This window comes from Corynebacterium sp. UD i78, from assembly GCF_056280545.1.
Map to the genome: position 1 here is coordinate 2,527,106 of NZ_JBWCED010000001.1, position 17,264 is coordinate 2,544,369.

A 17,264-nucleotide genomic window follows, 5' to 3' on the forward strand; every position below is an offset into this window, starting at 1 on the left:
ATCACCGCAGGTCAGAGACTCCAACTGTCGTCTGGTAATCTTCGCGTGCCTGCACACCTCCCGTCACCGCCCAGTCACCACACCAGTCACCGCACCAGTCACCGAGGAACACCATGGCCCCGTCCGCACAGTCCCGTCACCGCACCGCGTCCCGCACCCCGCGCTCCGTCCGCATCGCCGCCGCCGTCGTCGCCGCAGCCCTGCCCGTCACCGCGGTCGCGGTCAGCCTCGACGGTGGGACGCCGGGCGCCACGGCGTCCCCTGCCCCGGCCGCCCCGGCGACCGGCCCTGCCGTGATCAACGACGCCTTCCCCACCCGCGACGCCGCGGACGCCGACACCTACGTCCCCTCCGACGAGTCGGTCTGGCGCGACGCGGTCTACGACGATGCCGGCAACCGCCTGCCCAATGTCGAGGAACTCAAGGTCCACTCCCCCGCCATGGACCGCGACATCCCGGTCGTGACGATCCGGGCGAAGGAGGACGCCGCCAACGCCCCGACGATCTACCTGCTCAACGGCGCCGACGGCGGATCCGGCAAGGCGAACTGGCTGTCCCAGACCACGGCGATCGACTTCTACGGCAACCGGATCGGTAACGTCAACGTGGTCATCCCGATGTCCGGCGGCTTCTCCTACTACACCGACTGGCAGCAGGAGTCCGTGCTCGACGGCGACGGCAACGGCAACGGCGGCGTCCAGAAGTGGGAGACCTTCCTCACCTCGGAGCTTCCCGGCGCGATGGAGCAGGGCCACCTCGGGACCAGCAGCGACAAGCGGGCGATCGTCGGCATGTCGATGACCGGGTCGACCTCCCTGGTCTACGCCGAGCACAACCCCGGCATGTACGACGCGGTCGGCTCCTACTCCGGCTGCCCGGCGACCAGTGGTGCCGCCGCGACGGCGGTGGACGCCACGCTGGCCATGAAGGGCACCGGTGTCACCTACGAGCAGATGTGGGGTGACCGCAACGGTGCGACCGCCCGCTACAACGACGCACAGGTCAACGTCGCCGAACTGGGTGATCAGCAGAACATCTACGTCTCCTCCGGTACCGGACTGCTCGGTGAGCACGACGTGTGGTCCTCCCCCGACGTGAACCGGAACCTCATCAACGAGTCGACTGTCGCCGGTCAGGGTGGCCCGATCGAAGCAGTGACCAACGGCTGCACCCATATGTTCAAGGCGGCGGCGGACAAGGCGGGCGTCTCCGACAACATCACCTGGAACTTCCACAACACCGGCACCCACCAGTGGGCCTACTGGCGCGAGGACATGTACCAGTCCTGGCCCACCCTCTCCGCCGGCCTGTTCGGCCCGGAGTCTGTCGCGGATGCCCAGGCGGTCGGAGACCAGGCGTACGACGACTACCACGCCTCGCTCTGATCAGGAGTTGATCAGTCGCCGATTCTCTCCAGGACCACGGATTCCCGGGGTTCCGGTTCTCCACCGGTGACCGTCCAGGCGTCCTCGAGGGACGCCAGTGCCCGGTCGAACCGGGCGGGATCGTCAGTGTGCAGCGAGAACAGGGGCTGCCCGGCGCGGACCCGCTCGCCCACCACAGTGTGCAGCTCGATACCCGCCCCGGCCTGCACCGGGTCCTCCTTGCGCGCCCGGCCCGCCCCGAGTCGCCAGGACGCCACCCCGAATGCCAGTGCATCGGTGTGAGTCAGCCACCCGTCCCGGTCAGCAGTGACCTCGTGGGTGTGCGTGGCGGTGGGCAGGTCGGCGTCCGGATCCCCGCCCTGGGCGGTGACCATGGCCCGCCAGGAGTCCATGGCCCGACCGTCACACAGTGCGTCGGCCGGGTCAGCGTCCACGCGCACGGCAGTGAGCATCTCCCGCGCCAGCGCCACGGTCAGCTCCACCACATCCTCCGGCCCACCACCGGCGAGCACCTCGACGGCCTCACGGACCTCCAGGGCATTGCCGACGGTGCGGCCCAGCGGCCGGCACATGTCGGTGAGCAGCGCGGTGGTCGTGACCCCGGCGTCCTGCCCGATCTCCACCATCGTGGAGGCGAGCAGGCGGGCGCTCTCCCGATCCTTCATGAACGCACCGGAGCCGACCTTCACATCGAGGACCAGCGCGCCGGTGCCCTCGGCGATCTTCTTGCTCATGACCGAGGACGCGATGAGCGGGATGCAGTCGACGGTGCCGGTGACGTCGCGCAGGGCGTAGAGCCGTCGGTCAGCCGGGGCGAGGTCCTCCCCCGCCGCGCAGACCACGCCGCCGACATCACGCATGATCTCCCGCATCCGTTGTGTGCTGAACTGCGCCTGCCAGCCCGGGATCGACTCCAGCTTGTCGAGGGTGCCGCCGGTATGACCGAGGCCGCGCCCGGACAGCTGCGGTACCGCCACCCCGTAGGACGCCACGAGCGGCGTGAGCGCGAGGGTGATCTTGTCGCCGACGCCACCGGTGGAGTGCTTGTCTGCGGTGGGCTTACCCAGGTCATCGAAGTTCAGCCGGGTGCCGGAGTTCACCATGGCGGTGGTCCAGCGGGCGGTCTCCGCCCGGTCCAGGCCGTTGAGGTAGACCGCCATGGCCAGTGCCGCCATCTGCTCCTCGGCCACGACGCCACGGGTGTACGCGTCGATGACCCAGTCGATCTGCGCGTCGGTGAGCCGGCGGCAGTCACGCTTGGCGGCGATGATGTCGACGGCGTCGAAGGGATCTACATGCTGGTCAGGGTCAGTCATGCCACGATGGTGCCATGCCTGCGCCTTCGTCTGCTCCTTCCGACGCCACACTGCTCGACCTCGCCCGCGATGCCGCCACCCGAGCCTATGCCCCGTACTCGCATTTCAGTGTGGGGGCCGCACTGCTGCTGTCCGACGGCACGGTGGTGACCGGGTGCAATGTGGAGAACGCCTCCTACGGGCTGGCCATGTGCGCGGAGCGGGTGGCTGTGGGCCGGGCAGTGGCGGACGGACTGCCGGGTGCGGGTGCTGCCGATGCCACGATCGAGGTCGCCGCGGTGGTGGGCCCCGGGGCGGCGCCGTGCTTCCCCTGCGGGGCGTGCCGGCAGGTACTCCACGAGTTCGGGTGCGCGCGGGTGGTGGTGGAGGGTGAGGACGCCGCGCCTCACTCGCTGTCCTTCGCTGAGCTGCTGCCCCACGCCTTCGGGCCCGATGATCTGTGACACCGTCCTTCCCCTCCACCTGACGCCATCCACCTCGTTCCAGCGCCATCCGGCCGGGACGATCTGGACCTGGAATCGACACAGCCCGATGGCGCCCGGCTCCACCGGACGGCGCAGTTTCCTCCACCCCGGTGCCCTGACAAGGTGTGGGGGGATTAGCCACCCGCGTCGCTTTAATGTCGGTGCCGAGGCGACTAGATTCGTCACTTCAGTCACACCACGTATCCCACGCACCCAACGGAAGTCTTCGCTCGTCAGATGGCCCAGAAAACGCCGCCCGTCATCGTCCTGTCCGCCCAGGTCAGCGCACCGCCGGCACCCCGGTGGACACCGCCGCCGACCGCCGAGGTGAAGGACGAGACGACCCCCACCCCTGCCATCGTGCTGGCAGCGCCGACCGGCGCACCACTGCCTCCGGGGGTGACGCCGCCTGCCTCGGCGTCCGAGGTGGCCACCGAGGAGACGGCAGAGGACGCCAGGGACGCAGCGGACGCCGACGCCTCTGACCCCTCCGACGCGCCGACGGTCTTCTTCGCGATCCAGCAGGCCACGGTCCCCGGGGCCCCGGTCGCCCCGGTGTTCGCCGGTGAGTCTTCCGCGGAGTCGGACGAAGCGGACAAGGCAGACAAGGCAGACAAGGCAGACAAGGCAGACGATGCCGCGGACGCCGACAATCAGCCGACGGAACACTTCGCTGCCCAGCCTTCTGCCCAGGAACCGGCCCAGGAACCGGCCCCCGCCATCGGGCACGCCCCGTCGAGCATGTGGCCCGCGCAGAAGCCGGCGGCCGCAGCCGCAGAGGCAACCGAAGCAGAGCAGACCGGGGACGAGTACGCCTCCCAGGCCGAGCCCGCCTACACCGCCGAGGACCCGGCACCGGTCAAGCCGCTGAAGCCGGGCCGCATCCGCCGCGTCCCCGGTCTCGACGGACTGCGCGGCATCGCCGTGCTCGCCGTGGTCATCTACCACTTCTTCGGCGACGTCCTGCCCGGCGGCTTCCTCGGTGTGGACATCTTCTTCGTCCTCTCCGGCTTCCTCATCACCGCCCTGCTCGTCCGCGAACTCGGCGCGACCGGCCGGATCAGTCTCAAGGAGTTCTGGCGCAGGCGTGCCAGGCGCATCATCCCCGCGTCCGTCACCGTCCTCGTCGTCGCCACCGCCGTCGCCGGGTTCATCGGCGGAGATGTGCAGGTCGGGCTGGTCCCGCAGTTCCTCGGCTCGCTGTTCTTCGCCAACAACTGGGTGCAGATCTCGCAGTCGCACAGTTACTTCGCGGACACGACGCCGCAGATCTTCATGCACTACTGGTCACTGGCCATCGAGGAGCAGTTCTACGTCCTCTGGCCGCTGATCTTCCTCGGGCTGCTCTGGGTCGCCCGCCGCTTCGGCCGCCGCGATTCCTCCGGTGACCGGACCTTCCGCCTGCCGGCCCTGTTCGCGACGGTCGCGGGCCTCGCCTCGCTGCTGGTGATGATCCTGCTGTACAACCCGGACGAGGATCCGAGCCGCGTCTACTTCGGCACGGACACCCACGCCTTCGGGCTGCTCGCCGGTGTGGTCCTCGCACTGCTGGTCACCACCGCGTCCCCCAGGGCCGTGGACTCCTGGCCGCTGCTCAGTCCGACCGGGGCGTCCGGTGTCCCGACCAAGCGCTCCCGGCTGACCGGTGTCGCCGGGTGGACGCTCGGCTCGCTGGCCTTCCTCGGCCTCATCGCGATGCTCGTCCTGCTGCCGGACACCTCCCCGGTGACCTACCGCGGTGGCCTGTTCGGCGCGTCCCTGCTCGCTGTCGCCGTGATGATGACGGTCCTGCGGGACGCCGGCCCCGTCGCCTGGCTGATGCGGATCCGCCCGCTGCGGTACTTCGGCGAACGCTCCTTCAGCCTCTACCTGTGGCACTGGCCGGTCATCGTCTTCCTCGAGGCGAAGATGCAGAAGCCCGGCTCGGACACCCCGGACTGGCTCGTCGGCCTCATCGCCGTGGTCATCAGCCTGGTGCTCTCCGAGGCGTCCTACCGGTTCGTGGAGAACCCGCTCCGCCGTCAGGGCTACCGTCGCGTCGTCGCCGCGATGGGATCGACGAAGCTGCTCATCGTGCCGATCGCCATCCTCGTCATCGCCCTGTTCGCCGGGTCCGCGCTGGGTGGGTCACCGTCGAAGTCGGAGCTGGAGCGCCAGCTCGACGAGATCTCCGACCTGCAGGATTCCCCTGCCCCGCCGCCCCCGCCGAATGCGTCCACCCCGCCCGGGCTTCCGGACGGCACCGAGATCACCGGTGTCGGCGACTCGGTGATGCTGGCATCCACCGTGGCACTGCAGCAGCGGTTCCCCGGGATGCGGATCGACGCGGAGGTCTCCCGCCACTACTCCGGTGGCGAGGGCTCCATCCAGGCGATGGTCGACGACGGGTCCATGGGCGAGTACGTCGTCCTCGGCTTCGGGACGAACGGGCAGGCCTTCGAGGGCGAGCTGGACAAGATCCGTGACATGCTCGGCCCGGACCGGAAGATGATCCTCGTGGTGCCCTTCGGCTACGTCGACGGAATCCAGGACGCCGCGGACCAGGTCATCGCCTATGCGGCGGAGAATCCGGACGTCTACCTGGCACCGTGGTGCCAGCAGGCCGTCGACCACCCGGAGGACCTCATCGGTGACGGCGTGCACCCTGACGAGCAGGGGCAGCAGCTCTACGCCGATGCGGTGGAGGACGCCCTGCGCCAGGCCGTGGCCGGTAAGCAGGACACCTCGATCAGCTGCCCGATGTAGCCGGGCAGCGCAGGTCACAGCTGCGCGGCGAGCTGCGGCGCAGCGGTGACCGGGTCAATGCCGGCACCGCGCAGGGCGGCCATCGCACCCTGGGGGTCGGAACGGAACTGGTCGGCGGTCGCCTGGGGGATGCCCATGCGCACAGCGGCGGCGACAGTGGCGTCCGGGTTGGCGGCGAGCTTGTCGGCGGTCGCCTGGTCCACACCCTCGGCGAGCAGGGCGCTACGGATGCCTTCGTCACCGGCCGGGGCCGGGGCGGCTTCGGGAGCGGGCCCAGGGGCCGGGGCCTCCTCCACGGGCGCGGGCTCCTCGGCGGGGACCTCTTCCTGGGCTTCCGGAGCCGGGGCGGGATCCCCGCCGCAGAACACCGGGAGATTCTCTTCGCCGCCCTCAGCGACCTGACCGACCAGGGTGCAGGCCCAGGCCCGCGAGATCTTCCACTCGCCGTCCTGCTTGACGAACTCGGCGTTGTCCACGGTGATCGGCTCCTGCTCAGGGCAGGGTCAGTGTGGCCGTGGCCAGCGCGATCTCGGGGGTGTCACCGGGCAGCACCGGGTCGACGACCGCGAAGGTCGCTCCGGAGTCCTGGGCGGCCTGGGTCATCTGGGCGAAGAGTTCACCGGCCTCGGCTCCGTCCTGGACAGTGGCGGCCTTCTCCTCCACCGGCAGCTCGGGATCGAGCGCGCGGTTGAGCAGGTCACCGAGTTCCGCAGCGGTGGGCAGGGCGTCCTGCTGTTCCGTCGTGGTCGGGGCGGACGTCGCCGAACTGGTCGGGGCGTCCTCGTCCTCGTCAGAGGAACAGGCGGTGACCACCAGTGCGGCGGACACGGCGAGGGCAGCGGCAATGGTGCGGGTACGGTGACCCGCCGGCGAGGAAAACTTCATCTGGCGAGTCTAACTTAGTCAGCCAGTTTCTCGCGGACGACCGCGAATCCCTCCGCCCAGGCGAGTAGATCGGTGAGCAGGGGGCCGAAGGTGCCCGCGGAGACCTCGGCCGGGGGTGAACGTCCCGTCGGTGAAGTCCGTGAAGGTGGAGAAGGACGCGGTGCCACGCACGGTGGCGGCACGGAAATTCGCGAAGACCAGGCGCCACTGCTCGATGGCGCGCACGCCCTTGTCCGCGCCGTAGGACGCGAAGGCGACCGGCTTGTTGTTGAACTCGGAGCCGATGAAGTCGATGGCGTTCTTCAGCGGGCCGGGCACGCCGTGGTTGTACTCCGGGGTGACGACGATGTAGCCGTCGAAGGGCTCCACGGCCGCGCCCCAGGCCTTTGTGTGCTCGTTGGCGTACATGTGCGCGCCACCCGGGATCTCCTCGTCGAGGACCGGGAGGTCGTAGTCGCCGAAGTTGACGACCCCGTTCTCCACACCCGCCTCGTCGAGCCGGGTCTTCACCCAGGTCACGACCTGGGGGTTGAGGGCGCCGGGGCGGGAGGATCCGGCAAGGATGCCGATACGGGTCATGGGGAGCTCCTTGATCTGGTCACGAACTGGTCGTGCCCTGGTGGTGCGACGGTGGTTGAAACATCAACCACGTTAGTCGGCTACGCGTCGGCCTGCACCCGTCGCCGCGACCAGCGGTAGACGAGCACGATGATCAGCGCGAAGATCAGCGCACCGGCCCACCGGGAGGCGTCCGCCCAGCCGTCGGGCATGATCCCGAGCGCCTCGGAGTCTCCTGTGGCGGCGATGATACCGGCGTTGACCACGCCGAACAGGGACTCACCGACGATCAGACCGGTCGCACCGAGGACGCCGACCCGCTTGGCGTCGGTGGCGTCCTTCACCTTCCCGGACATCGCCGCACGGTCGGTCCAGCGGTTGTACAGCCAGCCGATGAGCGCGCCGAGCGGGATGATCAGGGTGAGCGACACCGGCAGGTACATGCCCATACCGACGGCGAGCGGCGGCAGGGCGAGGCGGCGCGGGCCGGCCTTCGTGGTCCGCGAGAGTACCTCGTCGATGATGATGACGCCGAGGCCGATCAGCACGCCGAGGCCGATCTTGGACCAGTCGAGGGAATCACCGAAGATGCCCTGGGCGATCGAGGACAGCAGGCCCGCCTGCGGGGCGGCCAGGGCGTCCGGACCGGCGTCGGGGGCGCCGACGAAACCGAAGGCGGACGCCATCAGCCCCATGATCGGCGGGATGATCAGCGAGCCGAAGAAGACACCGATGATCAGGCCGACCTGCTGCTTCCACGGTGTCGCGCCGACGAGCTGACCGGTCTTGAGGTCCTGGAGGTTGTCGTTGGAGATCGTGGCGACGCCGAAGACCACTGCAGCGGTGAACAGGGTGTAGGCGACCAGGGAGGTCGGGTCGCCGCCGTTGTCGTTGCCGGTGACAGCCTTGATGAGAAGCGCTGCGAGCAGCACGATGATGACGCCGATACCGGAGATCGGGCTGTTCGACGAACCGATGAGGCCGGCCATGTAACCGCAGACCGCGGCGATGACCAGTCCTAGGACCAGCACGAAGAGGACAGAGAGGGTGATCAGTGAGCCGGTGTGGTGGCTGATGCCGGTGCCGTCGAGGAAGACCCACAGCAGCAGGCCGATCGGGATCATCAGGGCGACGATGACGCCGACGACGGTCTTCACCGGGATGTCGCGCTCGGTGATGTCGACCTCCTGACCGGCACTGCGGGCGCGGGAGGATGCGAGCGATTCGCGGATGCCACGGATCACCGGGCCGAGGATCTTCGCCAGCGTCCACACCGCGGCGACGGCCATGGTGCCGGCACCGACGAAGCGGACATCGTCGGAGAAGGTGCCGGAGACGACCTCGGAGATGTCACCGGTGCTCGGCAGGTCGCCGCTGGTGAAGACCGGCAGCAGGACGCCGAAGGAGATGAGCAGGCCGACGATCATCGCGATACCGACGGTGATGCCGACGAGGTGGCCCACACCGATGAGTGCCAGCGAGAGGCTGGAGCCGACCATGGTGCCGCCCGCGCCGAGTTTGAAGGTGGTGGACAGTTCCGCGGCGCTGACCTTGAGGGCGGCGAGCAGCGCCATCACGGCACTGCCGATACCGCCGACGACGAGGGCGAGGAAGCCGTCGCGGTTGGACTTCGCGGCCTCGGAGTCCGCGTGATCGCCACCCTCGTTGTTGGCGGGGTCGCCGACCTTGAGCACCTCAGCGGCGGCGACACCCTCGGGGAAGGGCAGGTCGGAACCGGTGACCAGGGCGCGGCGCAGCGGGATGGAGTACATGACGCCGAGGATTCCGCCGATGAGGCAGATGAGCATCGTGGTCCAGTAGGGGAAGCCGGTCCACCAGCCGATCATGATCAGTCCGGGGAGGACGAAGATGATCGCGGAGAGGGTGCCGGCCGCCGAGGCGATGGTCTGGACGATGTTGTTCTCGGCGATGGTGTGGTTGCGGACCTTGCGCAGGATCGCCATGGAGATGACCGCGGCGGGGATCGAGGTGGCGAAGGTCAGGCCGACCTTGAGTCCGAGGTACACATTCGCGGCGGTGAACACCAGGGTGATGAGGCCACCGATGATGACCGCGCGGATCGTGAGTTCCCGGACCGGCGAGGGCGGGGTCGGGGACGCCGGGGTGGCGTCGGTACGTGATGTCATTGGTGTGACCTTAGTAGTCCACCTGGTGGGACGCATCACCCCGTCGTCCTCCGCAACTCACCCTCACCGGTAGTCGGAATGGCAGCGAGCCTGCCGGTGAGGGTGAGTTGCGGGCGCCGGAGGCGGCGAAGGGAGCCGGATCAGTCGGCGATGGCCTCCAACGGTGGCGTCCGCGACGCCTTCGCCGCAGGCCACGCCGCTGCGAGGACGCCGATCACACCGGACGCGACGACCATGCCGACGACCTGGCCCCAGGGCACCGCAATGGTGTCGAGGCCTTCACCGGCGAGCACCCTCAGGAAGGCCCAGCCCAGCGCCAGTCCGACAACCACGCCGACCACCGCGCCGTAGAGCGAGATCTGCACGGCCTCCAGGGTGATCATCCGGCGCACCTGACGCCGCGACGTACCGACTGCGCGGAGCATGCCGATCTCCTGGCGTCGTTCGATGACGTTGAGCGCCAGCGTGTTGACGATGCCGAGCACCGCGACGATGACCGCCAGGGCGAGCAGCGCGTAGAGCACGTTGAGCATCTGGTCGACGAACACGGCCTGCGTCCCCGCGAACTCGGACGGGGTGAGGACCTGCACCACGATGAACTGGTCCGTGGCATCCTCCAGGCGGTCACGCAGGTCGTCCAGGGGGATGTCGCCGTTGACGAAGGCGGCGAAGAGCATCGGCTGGGAGTACATCCCGGAACCGAACTCGCCGGCGTCCATGTGGGGTGCGATGGATTCCCAGGAGATGACCTGGTCACCGAGGAGGTCGTTGTCCTCGTAGGTGCCGAGCAGTGCGACGGTGCCGATGTCGCGGGCGTCCGCCCCGGGCACCTCTGTGACCAGCGGAACCTCCTCGCCGATCGTCCAGCCGTTGCGCTGTGCCGCGGACTCGGAGGCGATGAAACCCTCGCCGGTGAGATCCACCGACCCCTGGACTTCGGTGACCTCACCGGTGACCCGCGGGTCACCGACGAAATAGCCGGAACCGAAACCGGAGCTGACGATCGAGTCACTGGCCGTGCCGCCGAGGGTCACCGGGGCCAGGCCGAAGCCGGAGACCTCGGTGACGCCGTCGACATCGCGGGCGGCATCCAGCGCCTGGGTCGGGATGGGGAAGGAACCGTCGGACGGCCCGTAGAGCACCAGGTCAGAGCTGACGGTGTTGTCGACGAGGCCGCTGATCGAGGCCTTCATCGACGCGCCGAGCATCCCGAACACCGCCACCAGGGCGACCCCGAGGGTCAGCGCGAAGGCGGTGGTCGCGGTACGACGCGGGTTGCGGGAGGAACTGGTGGACGCCAGGCGTCCCACCGAACGGAACGGTGCACCGATGACACGGCCGATCGCCGGGACAACCGGCACGGCCATCGCCGCAGAGACCAGGAACGCTCCCAGCAGGACGCCGAGTGCACCGAGCCCGACCAGTGCCGCGCGGGTGCCGGTGCCGGAGCCGTCGAGCAGCACGCCGGCCAGTGCGGCGACCACGCCGAGAACCAGCAGAACCGCACCGGTGACGGTCCGTCCACGCAGGGAGGACGCCGAAGACATGTCACCCGAACGCATCGCCTCCACCGGGCGGACTGCACCGGCCCGCCGGGCCGGTGCCCACGCGGAGACGACGGTGACGAGGACTCCGAGGATCAGCGGGGTGACCACTGAGCTGACGGTGACCTGCACTCCCGTGTCCGGCAACCCGGCGCCGGTGGAGCCGATGACGGTGTAGATGAGTTTCGTCAGGCCGGCGCCGGCGACGACGCCGATGGCCGATCCGAGGACGCCGACCACGACCGCCTCGCCGACGACCGAGCCGGTGAGCTGCCGGGAAGAGACACCCAGTGACCGGAGCAGCGCGAACTCGCGGGTGCGCTGGGCGACGATCATCGAGAAGGTGTTGGCGATGATGAAGGTGCCGACGACCAGGGCCACCAGGCCGAAGGCGATGAGGAAGTAGTTGACGAAGCTGAGGGCCTCGTCGATGGCGTCCGACTGTTCGTCGGCGGTCTGCTGACCGGTCTTGACCTCGACACCGTTGACGCCGGCGTCCGCGAGGTGTGTGGTGACGTCTTCCTTGAGCTGTTCCTGGCTGATGCCGGGGTCGGCGGCGAGGGAGAATCCGGTGGCGGTGCTCCCGTCGGTGAAGGTGGCCAGGTAGGCGTCCTGCTCCATCAGGAGACCGATGAAGCCGCCGCCGTCGACGTCGATGTCGTAGACGCCGGAGACGGTGACTTCGTGGACGCCACCGGTGTCGACGACGGTGAGGGCGTCCCCGACCGAGATGTCCTGGTCATCGGCGACACTGGAGTTGACGACGACCTGGTCGTCGCCGACCGGGGCGTCGCCGTCGGTGACCGTGGACACGGGACCGACCTGGTCATTCCCGGGGTACCAGGCCATGGCGAAAGCGGGCGCCGCCGCCGGTCTGGAGGGTGGTGCCGTCGTGGGCGACGACGACGGTGGTCTGGGTCGAGTTGTTGACCTTCGCGACACCCGGCGCGTCGGCGAGGATGTCGCCGAGCTCGAGCGGGAGGGAGCGTCCGGTGGCCTCGTCAGGGGTGACGGTGACGTCGACGCCCTTCGTGGTGGATTCGGACAGTGTGTCGAAGGTCCTGGACAGCGACGCGGTGAACATCAGCGCGCCGGAGATGAAGGCGGTCCCGAGGACGACCGCGAGGACGGTGAGGACCAGGCGGACCTTGTGGCCGGCGAGGTTGCGCAGGGAGACCCGGCGCATGGTGGCCGCGGCGTTGGACGCCGCGCGGGTCGTGGACATGGCGGTTACAGCTCCTCGATGCGGGACATCACGGAGAGAATGGATTCGACGGTGGGTTGACGCAGTTCCTCGACGATCCGACCGTCAGCGAGGAAGAGGATGCGGTCGGCGTAGGACGCCGCCTTGGCGTCGTGGGTGACGATGACGACGGTCTGGCCGTCGCGGTCGACGGAGGTGCGCAGGATGGCGAGGACTTCTGCGGACGAGTTCGAGTCGAGGTTGCCGGTGGGCTCGTCGCCGAAGATGATCTCGGGGCGGGAGACCAGGGCGCGGGCGCAGGCCACGCGCTGCTGCTGGCCGCCGGAGAGCTCGGCGGGGCGGTGGGACAGCCGGTCGGTGAGCCCGAGACGTCCGGTGACCTCGTCGAACCAGGTGCGGTCGACCTTCCGGCCGGCGATGTCGGTGGGCAGGGTGATGTTCTCCTCGGCCGTGAGGGTCGGCACGAGGTTGAAGGACTGGAAGATGAATCCGAGCCGGTCGCGGCGGGTCTTCGTCAGTTCCTTGTCCTTGAGGGACGCCAGGTCGGTGGTGCCCAGCCAGGCGGCCCCGGAGGTGGGGGTGTCCAGTCCGGCCATGCAGTGCATGAGGGTGGACTTTCCGGAGCCGGACGGGCCCATGATGGCGGTGAATTCGCCGGTGGCGAAGGAGACGGAGACGTTGTCGAGGGCGGTGACCCTGGTGTCTCCGGCCCCGTAGATCTTGGTGAGGGCGTCCGCGCGGGCGGCGGCGGTGCCGGTGGTGCTGGAGGTCGTTGTTGCGGCGGGCATGATCGGTCCTCTCGGGAGGTCTGGAGGGCGCGTCCGCCCGTGGTCATGTACCCACCGTAAGGCCCGGGGGTGGGGGTGCGCCTCAGGGAAGTCCCCTATTCTGACCCCCGTTCCTACCCTGACCTCTCCTATCCTTGTCGGATGAGAATGTCCGGTCCTTCCGCCGCCGTGGCCGTCTCCGCAGCCGTCGCCACGGTATGCCTCGTTCTGGCCGCGTCCTCCTGCTCCACCGGGAGCGGGTCGGATGCCCCGGGGCTGCCGCCGTCGGGCGGGGTCGACTACCAGCTCGGCGGGGCCTATGAGCCGTCGGCGGGGACGGCCGTCGTGGTCCGCGACGCCACGGCCGAACCGGCGCCGGGGATCTACAGCGTCTGCTACCTCAACGCCTTCCAGTCGCAGCCCGGAACGGAAGATTCATGGGGTGAACTGCTGTTACAGGATGCGACGGGGGCTCCGGTCGCCGACCCTGACTGGCCCGATGAGTTCCTGCTGGACACGTCCTCGGCGTCCCGGCGCGCGGAGATCGCCGACCGCCTGGCCCCGGCGATCAGGGGCTGCGCGGACGCCGGTTTCGATGCGGCGGAGTTCGACAACCTCGACTCCTACCTTCGTTCGGGTGACGCTGGCACGGCACTGACCCCGGCGGGCAACCTCGCCCTCGCCCGGCTGCTGACGGGCGTCGCGCGCAACGCGGGGCTGGCGTCCGCCCAGAAGAACGCTCCGGAGCTGGCCGAGGAGGGGAAGGATGCGGGCTTCGACTTCGCCGTCACCGAGGACTGCGGCGCCTACGGGGAATGCGCGGCGTACACCACCGTCTACAGCTCGGTGCTGGACATCGAGTACGCGGACGCCGCGGAGTTCGCCGGGCTCTGCCGGTCCGGTGACCTGCCGGAACAGGCGGTGCGTCGGGATCCCGGGCTGGTCACACCGGATGATCCGGGCTACGCGTTCGACCGCTGCTGAGCGGGGCGGACCCGGTCAGTGATCCGGGTTGAGCACGGCGAAGACCAACGTGTCCGTCCATTCCCCCTTGGAGTACCAGTTGGACCGGAAGTGCGCCTCCTGCGTCATGCCGATGCGCTCGGCCAGCTTCGCGGAGGCGGTGTTGCGGGCGTCCATCTGGGCGACGACGCGGTGCAGACCGCGGTCGAAGGCGTGGGCGATGACGGCCGTGACCGCCTCGGAGGCGATGCCCCGGCCACCGGCGTCCGGGTCGAGGACCCAGCCCACCTCGGCGTTGCCGTAGGTGGTGGTCCAGATCATGACATCGCCGACGGGCGTGCCGTCCTCCTCGATGACCAGCGCGAGCGTGCCGGCGAACCCCAGCAGGTCGGTCTTCATGAGCCGGTCGCCGAGCCGGTTGAGCGTGTACTCCCGGTTCCACGGCTCGTCCAGCAGCAGCTCAGTCACCTCGGGGCGGGAGTAGAGGTCATGCATCCATGTCTCGTCGCCGGGGAGGTAGGTGCGCAGGGTGAGGCGGTCGGTGCGGATCGGCTCCATGCGTGCCACGGTAGGTGACACGGGGCCTGTGCGCAGGTCCGGAGCAGGAGAATTCACCACCTCTTGCATTTAGTTGACACGTCATCTAAATTGAAGGCATCGAACACCGACGGGGCGTACAGCCCCACTAAGGACACACATCATCATGGCCACCACCGCTTCCACCGTCACCGTCTTCGGCAAGGGCAACATGGGCTCCGCCATCGCCGGCGTCTTCACCGACGCCGGGGCGGACGTCCAGGTCCTCGACTCCCACGCCGACGCCGACACCACCGTCACCGGCGAGATCATCGTCCTCGCCGTGCCCTACCAGGCACTGTCCGGCATCGCCGGCACCTTCGGCGCCCAGTTCGCCGGGAAGACCGTCGTCGACATCACCAACCCGCTCGACTTCACCACCTTCAGCCTCCTGCCCGCCGCCGACTCCTCCGCCACCGCCGAACTCGCCGAGCTGCTGCCGGAGGCCCACGTCCTCAAGGCCTTCAACACGAACTTCGCCGCCACGTTCGCCGCGAAGACCAACGGTTCCGAACCGACCACCGTGCTCGTCGCCGGTGACGACGAGGCCGCCAAGGCGTCCTTCTCCGCCACCGTCACCGCCGGTGGCCTGCGCGTCCTCGACGCCGGCGCCCTTTCCCGTGCCCGCGAGCTCGAGGCCGTCGCCCTGATGCAGATGAGCCTGGCCGCCTCCGAGCAGATCTCCTGGACCGCCGGCTTCGCGGTCGTGAAGTGACCACCTCGCCAGCTCCCGCGGCGGCCTTCGACGCCTGGGCACTGGAAGCCATCCAGCGAGGCGACCTCGACACGCTGGCGAGCTTCCGGACGCTGACCCCGGGTATGCCCTATGCACACCCGACAGCGGACCACTTCCTGCCACTGTTCATCGCACTGGGCGCGGTCGACGGACGGACAGACAAGCTGATCGACGGGATGGACGGCTACGCGGTCGGGTTCTCGCGGAGGTCCTTCGCGCTGTACTGAGGTGGTGTTAGTCGCGTCACAAGGGGGTGCAGGTGGGCGGACCGGTCCGGTTACACTCACCGACGGTTGATCCGTCAACCATCTCCCCTACCACGATCACGGACCCCGGAAGGATCCATGACCTCTCCGACAACCACCCTCACCAGCAACGATGACGACTCCTCGGAGGCGGCCACCGACGCAGCCACCAAGAATGCCGCGTCCTCCCGGTCGCGCTTCCCCTTCATCGCCGGACTGCTCGTCGCGGTCATCGGCCTGGCATTCCTCGCCGGCGGCGTCGTCGGCTGGTTCACCGTCAAGGCCGAGCTCGAAGACGAGCACGTCACTGTCTCGGAGGACGCCGACCACTTCGGCGGCGAACCGGCCGACGGGCCCTTCAGCGCCTACTACCAGGCCCAGGCCGTGAAGGGACATGTCTCCGCAGCCACCGGCGGGAAGACCTACGCCGAACTGGAACAGGACGACCCGAACCGGGACATGGCACTCCAGGGCGCGACGGTCCGCTCCTCCCTGATGACGGCCACGCTGTCCTTCGGCGTCTCGGCACTGGCCGCCGGTGCCGGCGTGGTCTCACTGCTCACCGGTGCCGCACTGATGGTGCGCAACCGGAGCTGAGCATGAGCCCTGGGCGTGCCTGTGTCCCTGTACCCTACTGCGGACGCGCCCAGGCAAGCAGCTTCATCGTCGAGTGCTGCCGTTCCGCGCCGTCCTGGTTGACGGTGCGCGAGTTGACGGTGAGCGTGACGCGGTCCGGCTGGGACCGTGACCAGTGGATGTCGTCGATGACGACCGGCATGAGGTCGGTGCCGGCATCGGTGAGGACGAACTCCTGCCGGACCCTCTCCCCTTCTTCCTGGTAGGGGCGCCGCTTCAGCAGTCCCGCTCCGGTCAGCGCCTTGAGGTCGGTGTACGCGGTCGCCGGTGACATGCCGACCCGGCACAGCCTCGCGCCACTGAAGGCGAACACTGTCGGGCACGGAAGCGGTGCCCGGCCAACCCACCAGCGGCAACAGAGCCGCGACTGTTCAGAGCTCTGCATCACCACTGCGATAGCGGAATCAACAGGTAGCAGGTACATGTGACATGATTTCCCCATACCGCCGTTCAATGTATTCAGTGACAACATCCAGGCAGAAAGGGCTTTCGGAAAGTGCCGGCTACCCGAGGCGACAACTACCATCACGGAAATCTTCGACAGGCACTTGTCGAGGCAGCCGTCGCCATGATTGAACGTGGCGACAACTTCTCACTCAGGGCCGTCGCTCGCGAAGCTGGCGTATCTCAGACCGCACCCTACCGACACTTCCCTGACCGTAGCCGACTGGAATCCGCAGTTGCCGCCGAAGGATTTCAGGATTTGAACACGGTTCTGCTCAGCGGAGGAGAGCTCCCCTCAAGCCCCGTAGAGCTGCCAGAGTTCGCGGTCCGCTACGTCCGGTTTGCACTCACAAGGCCACGCATGTTCGGGCTTATGTTCGGAACACAATGCGATGACCGTACCGACGAGAGGGTCCGTGCCTCGACCCAACTGCACGACAACCTGGCATTGGCGCTCCGCTGCGCGTACCCCGGAAGATCAGAAACTGAACTCTCGACCCTGTCGACCGGCCTGTGGGCAACCGCCCACGGACTGGCCTGCCTGCACGTCGACGGCAAGCTCTCCGCCGACGACCTCAGTGAGGTAGAGGACCGCGTGCGCGCCACGTTCGGCGCCGTCGTTCCCCTTTCCTGAACCGGCCCCCGCCGC

The 17,264-nt window shown here is 68.6% G+C and carries 18 protein-coding genes; 8 read left to right on the plus strand and 10 right to left on the minus strand.

Annotation, left to right across the window (positions count from 1 at the left end; translation table 11 throughout):
- Positions 1 to 113 precede the first annotated feature (113 nt).
- Positions 114 to 1,385 (plus strand): alpha/beta hydrolase, encoded by a 1,272-nt coding sequence (locus ACZ9GM_RS11805; protein ID WP_476037932.1) that lies wholly within the window; start codon positions 114 to 116, stop codon positions 1,383 to 1,385.
- A gap of 11 nt (positions 1,386 to 1,396) precedes the next feature.
- On the opposite strand, the gene ACZ9GM_RS11810 is transcribed toward ACZ9GM_RS11805, so the two are convergent.
- Complete coding sequence (locus ACZ9GM_RS11810; protein WP_476037933.1) at positions 1,397 to 2,701, minus strand: thymidine phosphorylase; 1,305 nt, start codon at positions 2,699 to 2,701, stop codon at positions 1,397 to 1,399.
- Between the two features lie 14 nt (positions 2,702 to 2,715).
- On the opposite strand from ACZ9GM_RS11810, the gene ACZ9GM_RS11815 reads away from it, so the two are divergent.
- Together ACZ9GM_RS11815 and ACZ9GM_RS11820 are read left to right on the plus strand one after the other, a co-directional pair.
- Positions 2,716 to 3,144: a cytidine deaminase gene (locus ACZ9GM_RS11815; protein WP_476037934.1), complete on the plus strand. Its 429-nt coding sequence runs from the start codon at positions 2,716 to 2,718 to the stop codon at positions 3,142 to 3,144.
- Between the two features lie 258 nt (positions 3,145 to 3,402).
- Entirely contained in the window at positions 3,403 to 5,910 is a 2,508-nt protein-coding gene (locus ACZ9GM_RS11820) for an acyltransferase family protein (protein ID WP_476037935.1), read from the plus strand.
- A 14-nt stretch (positions 5,911 to 5,924) separates the two neighbouring features.
- Here ACZ9GM_RS11820 and ACZ9GM_RS11825 read toward each other — a convergent pair whose 3' ends face one another.
- From ACZ9GM_RS11825 to ACZ9GM_RS11855, 7 genes are all read right to left on the minus strand, one after another.
- Positions 5,925 to 6,386 carry an MTB12 C-terminal domain-containing protein gene (locus tag ACZ9GM_RS11825; RefSeq protein WP_476037936.1) on the minus strand — a complete coding sequence of 154 codons (462 nt, stop codon included), beginning with the start codon at positions 6,384 to 6,386 and terminating at the stop codon, positions 5,925 to 5,927.
- Between the two features lie 16 nt (positions 6,387 to 6,402).
- Positions 6,403 to 6,795 carry a WKL family lipoprotein gene (locus ACZ9GM_RS11830; RefSeq protein WP_476037937.1) on the minus strand — a complete coding sequence of 131 codons (393 nt, stop codon included), beginning with the start codon at positions 6,793 to 6,795 and terminating at the stop codon, positions 6,403 to 6,405.
- 18 nt (positions 6,796 to 6,813) lie between these two features.
- Positions 6,814 to 7,374: an NADPH-dependent FMN reductase gene (locus ACZ9GM_RS11835; protein ID WP_476037938.1), complete on the minus strand. Its 561-nt coding sequence runs from the start codon at positions 7,372 to 7,374 to the stop codon at positions 6,814 to 6,816.
- An 80-nt stretch (positions 7,375 to 7,454) separates the two neighbouring features.
- Positions 7,455 to 9,500 carry an OPT family oligopeptide transporter gene (locus ACZ9GM_RS11840; RefSeq protein ID WP_476037939.1) on the minus strand — a complete coding sequence of 682 codons (2,046 nt, stop codon included), beginning with the start codon at positions 9,498 to 9,500 and terminating at the stop codon, positions 7,455 to 7,457.
- A gap of 140 nt (positions 9,501 to 9,640) precedes the next feature.
- The gene (locus ACZ9GM_RS11845) at positions 9,641 to 11,857 is read right to left on the minus strand and encodes an ABC transporter permease (RefSeq protein ID WP_476037940.1); all 2,217 of its coding nucleotides are present in this window, start codon (positions 11,855 to 11,857) and stop codon (positions 9,641 to 9,643) included.
- Positions 11,858 to 11,870: 13 nt separating this feature from the next.
- Positions 11,871 to 12,269 carry an ABC transporter permease gene (locus ACZ9GM_RS11850; protein ID WP_476037941.1) on the minus strand — a complete coding sequence of 133 codons (399 nt, stop codon included), beginning with the start codon at positions 12,267 to 12,269 and terminating at the stop codon, positions 11,871 to 11,873.
- 5 nt (positions 12,270 to 12,274) lie between these two features.
- A complete protein-coding gene (locus ACZ9GM_RS11855; RefSeq protein ID WP_476037942.1) occupies positions 12,275 to 13,036 on the minus strand; it encodes an ABC transporter ATP-binding protein in 762 nt (253 codons plus the stop codon).
- A gap of 147 nt (positions 13,037 to 13,183) precedes the next feature.
- Here ACZ9GM_RS11855 and ACZ9GM_RS11860 point away from each other — a divergent pair, with 147 nt between their 5' ends.
- Entirely contained in the window at positions 13,184 to 13,999 is an 816-nt protein-coding gene (locus tag ACZ9GM_RS11860; RefSeq protein ID WP_476037943.1) for an endo alpha-1,4 polygalactosaminidase, read from the plus strand.
- 15 nt (positions 14,000 to 14,014) lie between these two features.
- Here the strand turns inward: ACZ9GM_RS11860 and ACZ9GM_RS11865 are convergent, their stop codons facing one another.
- Positions 14,015 to 14,536 (minus strand): GNAT family N-acetyltransferase, encoded by a 522-nt coding sequence (locus ACZ9GM_RS11865; RefSeq protein ID WP_291474262.1) that lies wholly within the window; start codon positions 14,534 to 14,536, stop codon positions 14,015 to 14,017.
- Positions 14,537 to 14,681: 145 nt separating this feature from the next.
- Between ACZ9GM_RS11865 and ACZ9GM_RS11870 the strand changes: the two genes are divergently transcribed.
- The 3 genes from ACZ9GM_RS11870 to ACZ9GM_RS11880 all read left to right on the plus strand — a co-directional run bounded on the left by ACZ9GM_RS11870 (position 14,682) and on the right by ACZ9GM_RS11880 (position 16,132).
- Positions 14,682 to 15,269, plus strand: a complete 588-nt coding sequence (locus ACZ9GM_RS11870) for an NADPH-dependent F420 reductase (protein ID WP_476037944.1) — start codon at positions 14,682 to 14,684, stop codon at positions 15,267 to 15,269.
- Positions 15,266 to 15,517: a hypothetical protein gene (locus ACZ9GM_RS11875; protein WP_476037945.1), complete on the plus strand. Its 252-nt coding sequence runs from the start codon at positions 15,266 to 15,268 to the stop codon at positions 15,515 to 15,517. The genes ACZ9GM_RS11870 and ACZ9GM_RS11875 overlap by 4 nt, the downstream gene beginning before the upstream one ends.
- Positions 15,518 to 15,634: 117 nt before the next feature.
- Positions 15,635 to 16,132: a hypothetical protein gene (locus ACZ9GM_RS11880; RefSeq protein WP_476037946.1), complete on the plus strand. Its 498-nt coding sequence runs from the start codon at positions 15,635 to 15,637 to the stop codon at positions 16,130 to 16,132.
- Positions 16,133 to 16,166: 34 nt separating this feature from the next.
- On the opposite strand, the gene ACZ9GM_RS11885 is transcribed toward ACZ9GM_RS11880, so the two are convergent.
- Positions 16,167 to 16,445 carry a winged helix-turn-helix transcriptional regulator gene (locus ACZ9GM_RS11885; protein ID WP_476037947.1) on the minus strand — a complete coding sequence of 93 codons (279 nt, stop codon included), beginning with the start codon at positions 16,443 to 16,445 and terminating at the stop codon, positions 16,167 to 16,169.
- A gap of 294 nt (positions 16,446 to 16,739) precedes the next feature.
- On the opposite strand from ACZ9GM_RS11885, the gene ACZ9GM_RS11890 reads away from it, so the two are divergent.
- Complete coding sequence (locus ACZ9GM_RS11890; RefSeq protein ID WP_476037948.1) at positions 16,740 to 17,249, plus strand: TetR/AcrR family transcriptional regulator; 510 nt, start codon at positions 16,740 to 16,742, stop codon at positions 17,247 to 17,249.
- Positions 17,250 to 17,264 lie beyond the last annotated feature (15 nt).

Excerpts from the sequence above, each read along its gene's own strand:
- ACZ9GM_RS11805 (WP_476037932.1), top strand. The coding sequence starts at position 114 with ATGGCCCCGTCCGCACAGTCCCGTCACCGCACCGCGTCCCGCACCCCG.
- ACZ9GM_RS11810 (WP_476037933.1), bottom strand. The coding sequence starts at position 2,701 with ATGACTGACCCTGACCAGCATGTAGATCCCTTCGACGCCGTCGACATC.
- ACZ9GM_RS11815 (WP_476037934.1), top strand. The coding sequence starts at position 2,716 with ATGCCTGCGCCTTCGTCTGCTCCTTCCGACGCCACACTGCTCGACCTC.
- ACZ9GM_RS11820 (WP_476037935.1), top strand. The coding sequence starts at position 3,403 with ATGGCCCAGAAAACGCCGCCCGTCATCGTCCTGTCCGCCCAGGTCAGC.
- ACZ9GM_RS11830 (WP_476037937.1), bottom strand. The coding sequence starts at position 6,795 with ATGAAGTTTTCCTCGCCGGCGGGTCACCGTACCCGCACCATTGCCGCT.
- ACZ9GM_RS11835 (WP_476037938.1), bottom strand. The coding sequence starts at position 7,374 with ATGACCCGTATCGGCATCCTTGCCGGATCCTCCCGCCCCGGCGCCCTC.
- ACZ9GM_RS11840 (WP_476037939.1), bottom strand. The coding sequence starts at position 9,500 with ATGACATCACGTACCGACGCCACCCCGGCGTCCCCGACCCCGCCCTCG.
- ACZ9GM_RS11850 (WP_476037941.1), bottom strand. The coding sequence starts at position 12,269 with ATGTCCACGACCCGCGCGGCGTCCAACGCCGCGGCCACCATGCGCCGG.
- ACZ9GM_RS11855 (WP_476037942.1), bottom strand. The coding sequence starts at position 13,036 with ATGCCCGCCGCAACAACGACCTCCAGCACCACCGGCACCGCCGCCGCC.
- ACZ9GM_RS11860 (WP_476037943.1), top strand. The coding sequence starts at position 13,184 with ATGTCCGGTCCTTCCGCCGCCGTGGCCGTCTCCGCAGCCGTCGCCACG.
- ACZ9GM_RS11865 (WP_291474262.1), bottom strand. The coding sequence starts at position 14,536 with ATGGAGCCGATCCGCACCGACCGCCTCACCCTGCGCACCTACCTCCCC.
- ACZ9GM_RS11870 (WP_476037944.1), top strand. The coding sequence starts at position 14,682 with ATGGCCACCACCGCTTCCACCGTCACCGTCTTCGGCAAGGGCAACATG.
- ACZ9GM_RS11880 (WP_476037946.1), top strand. The coding sequence starts at position 15,635 with ATGACCTCTCCGACAACCACCCTCACCAGCAACGATGACGACTCCTCG.
- ACZ9GM_RS11885 (WP_476037947.1), bottom strand. The coding sequence starts at position 16,445 with ATGTCACCGGCGACCGCGTACACCGACCTCAAGGCGCTGACCGGAGCG.
- ACZ9GM_RS11890 (WP_476037948.1), top strand. The coding sequence starts at position 16,740 with ATGATTGAACGTGGCGACAACTTCTCACTCAGGGCCGTCGCTCGCGAA.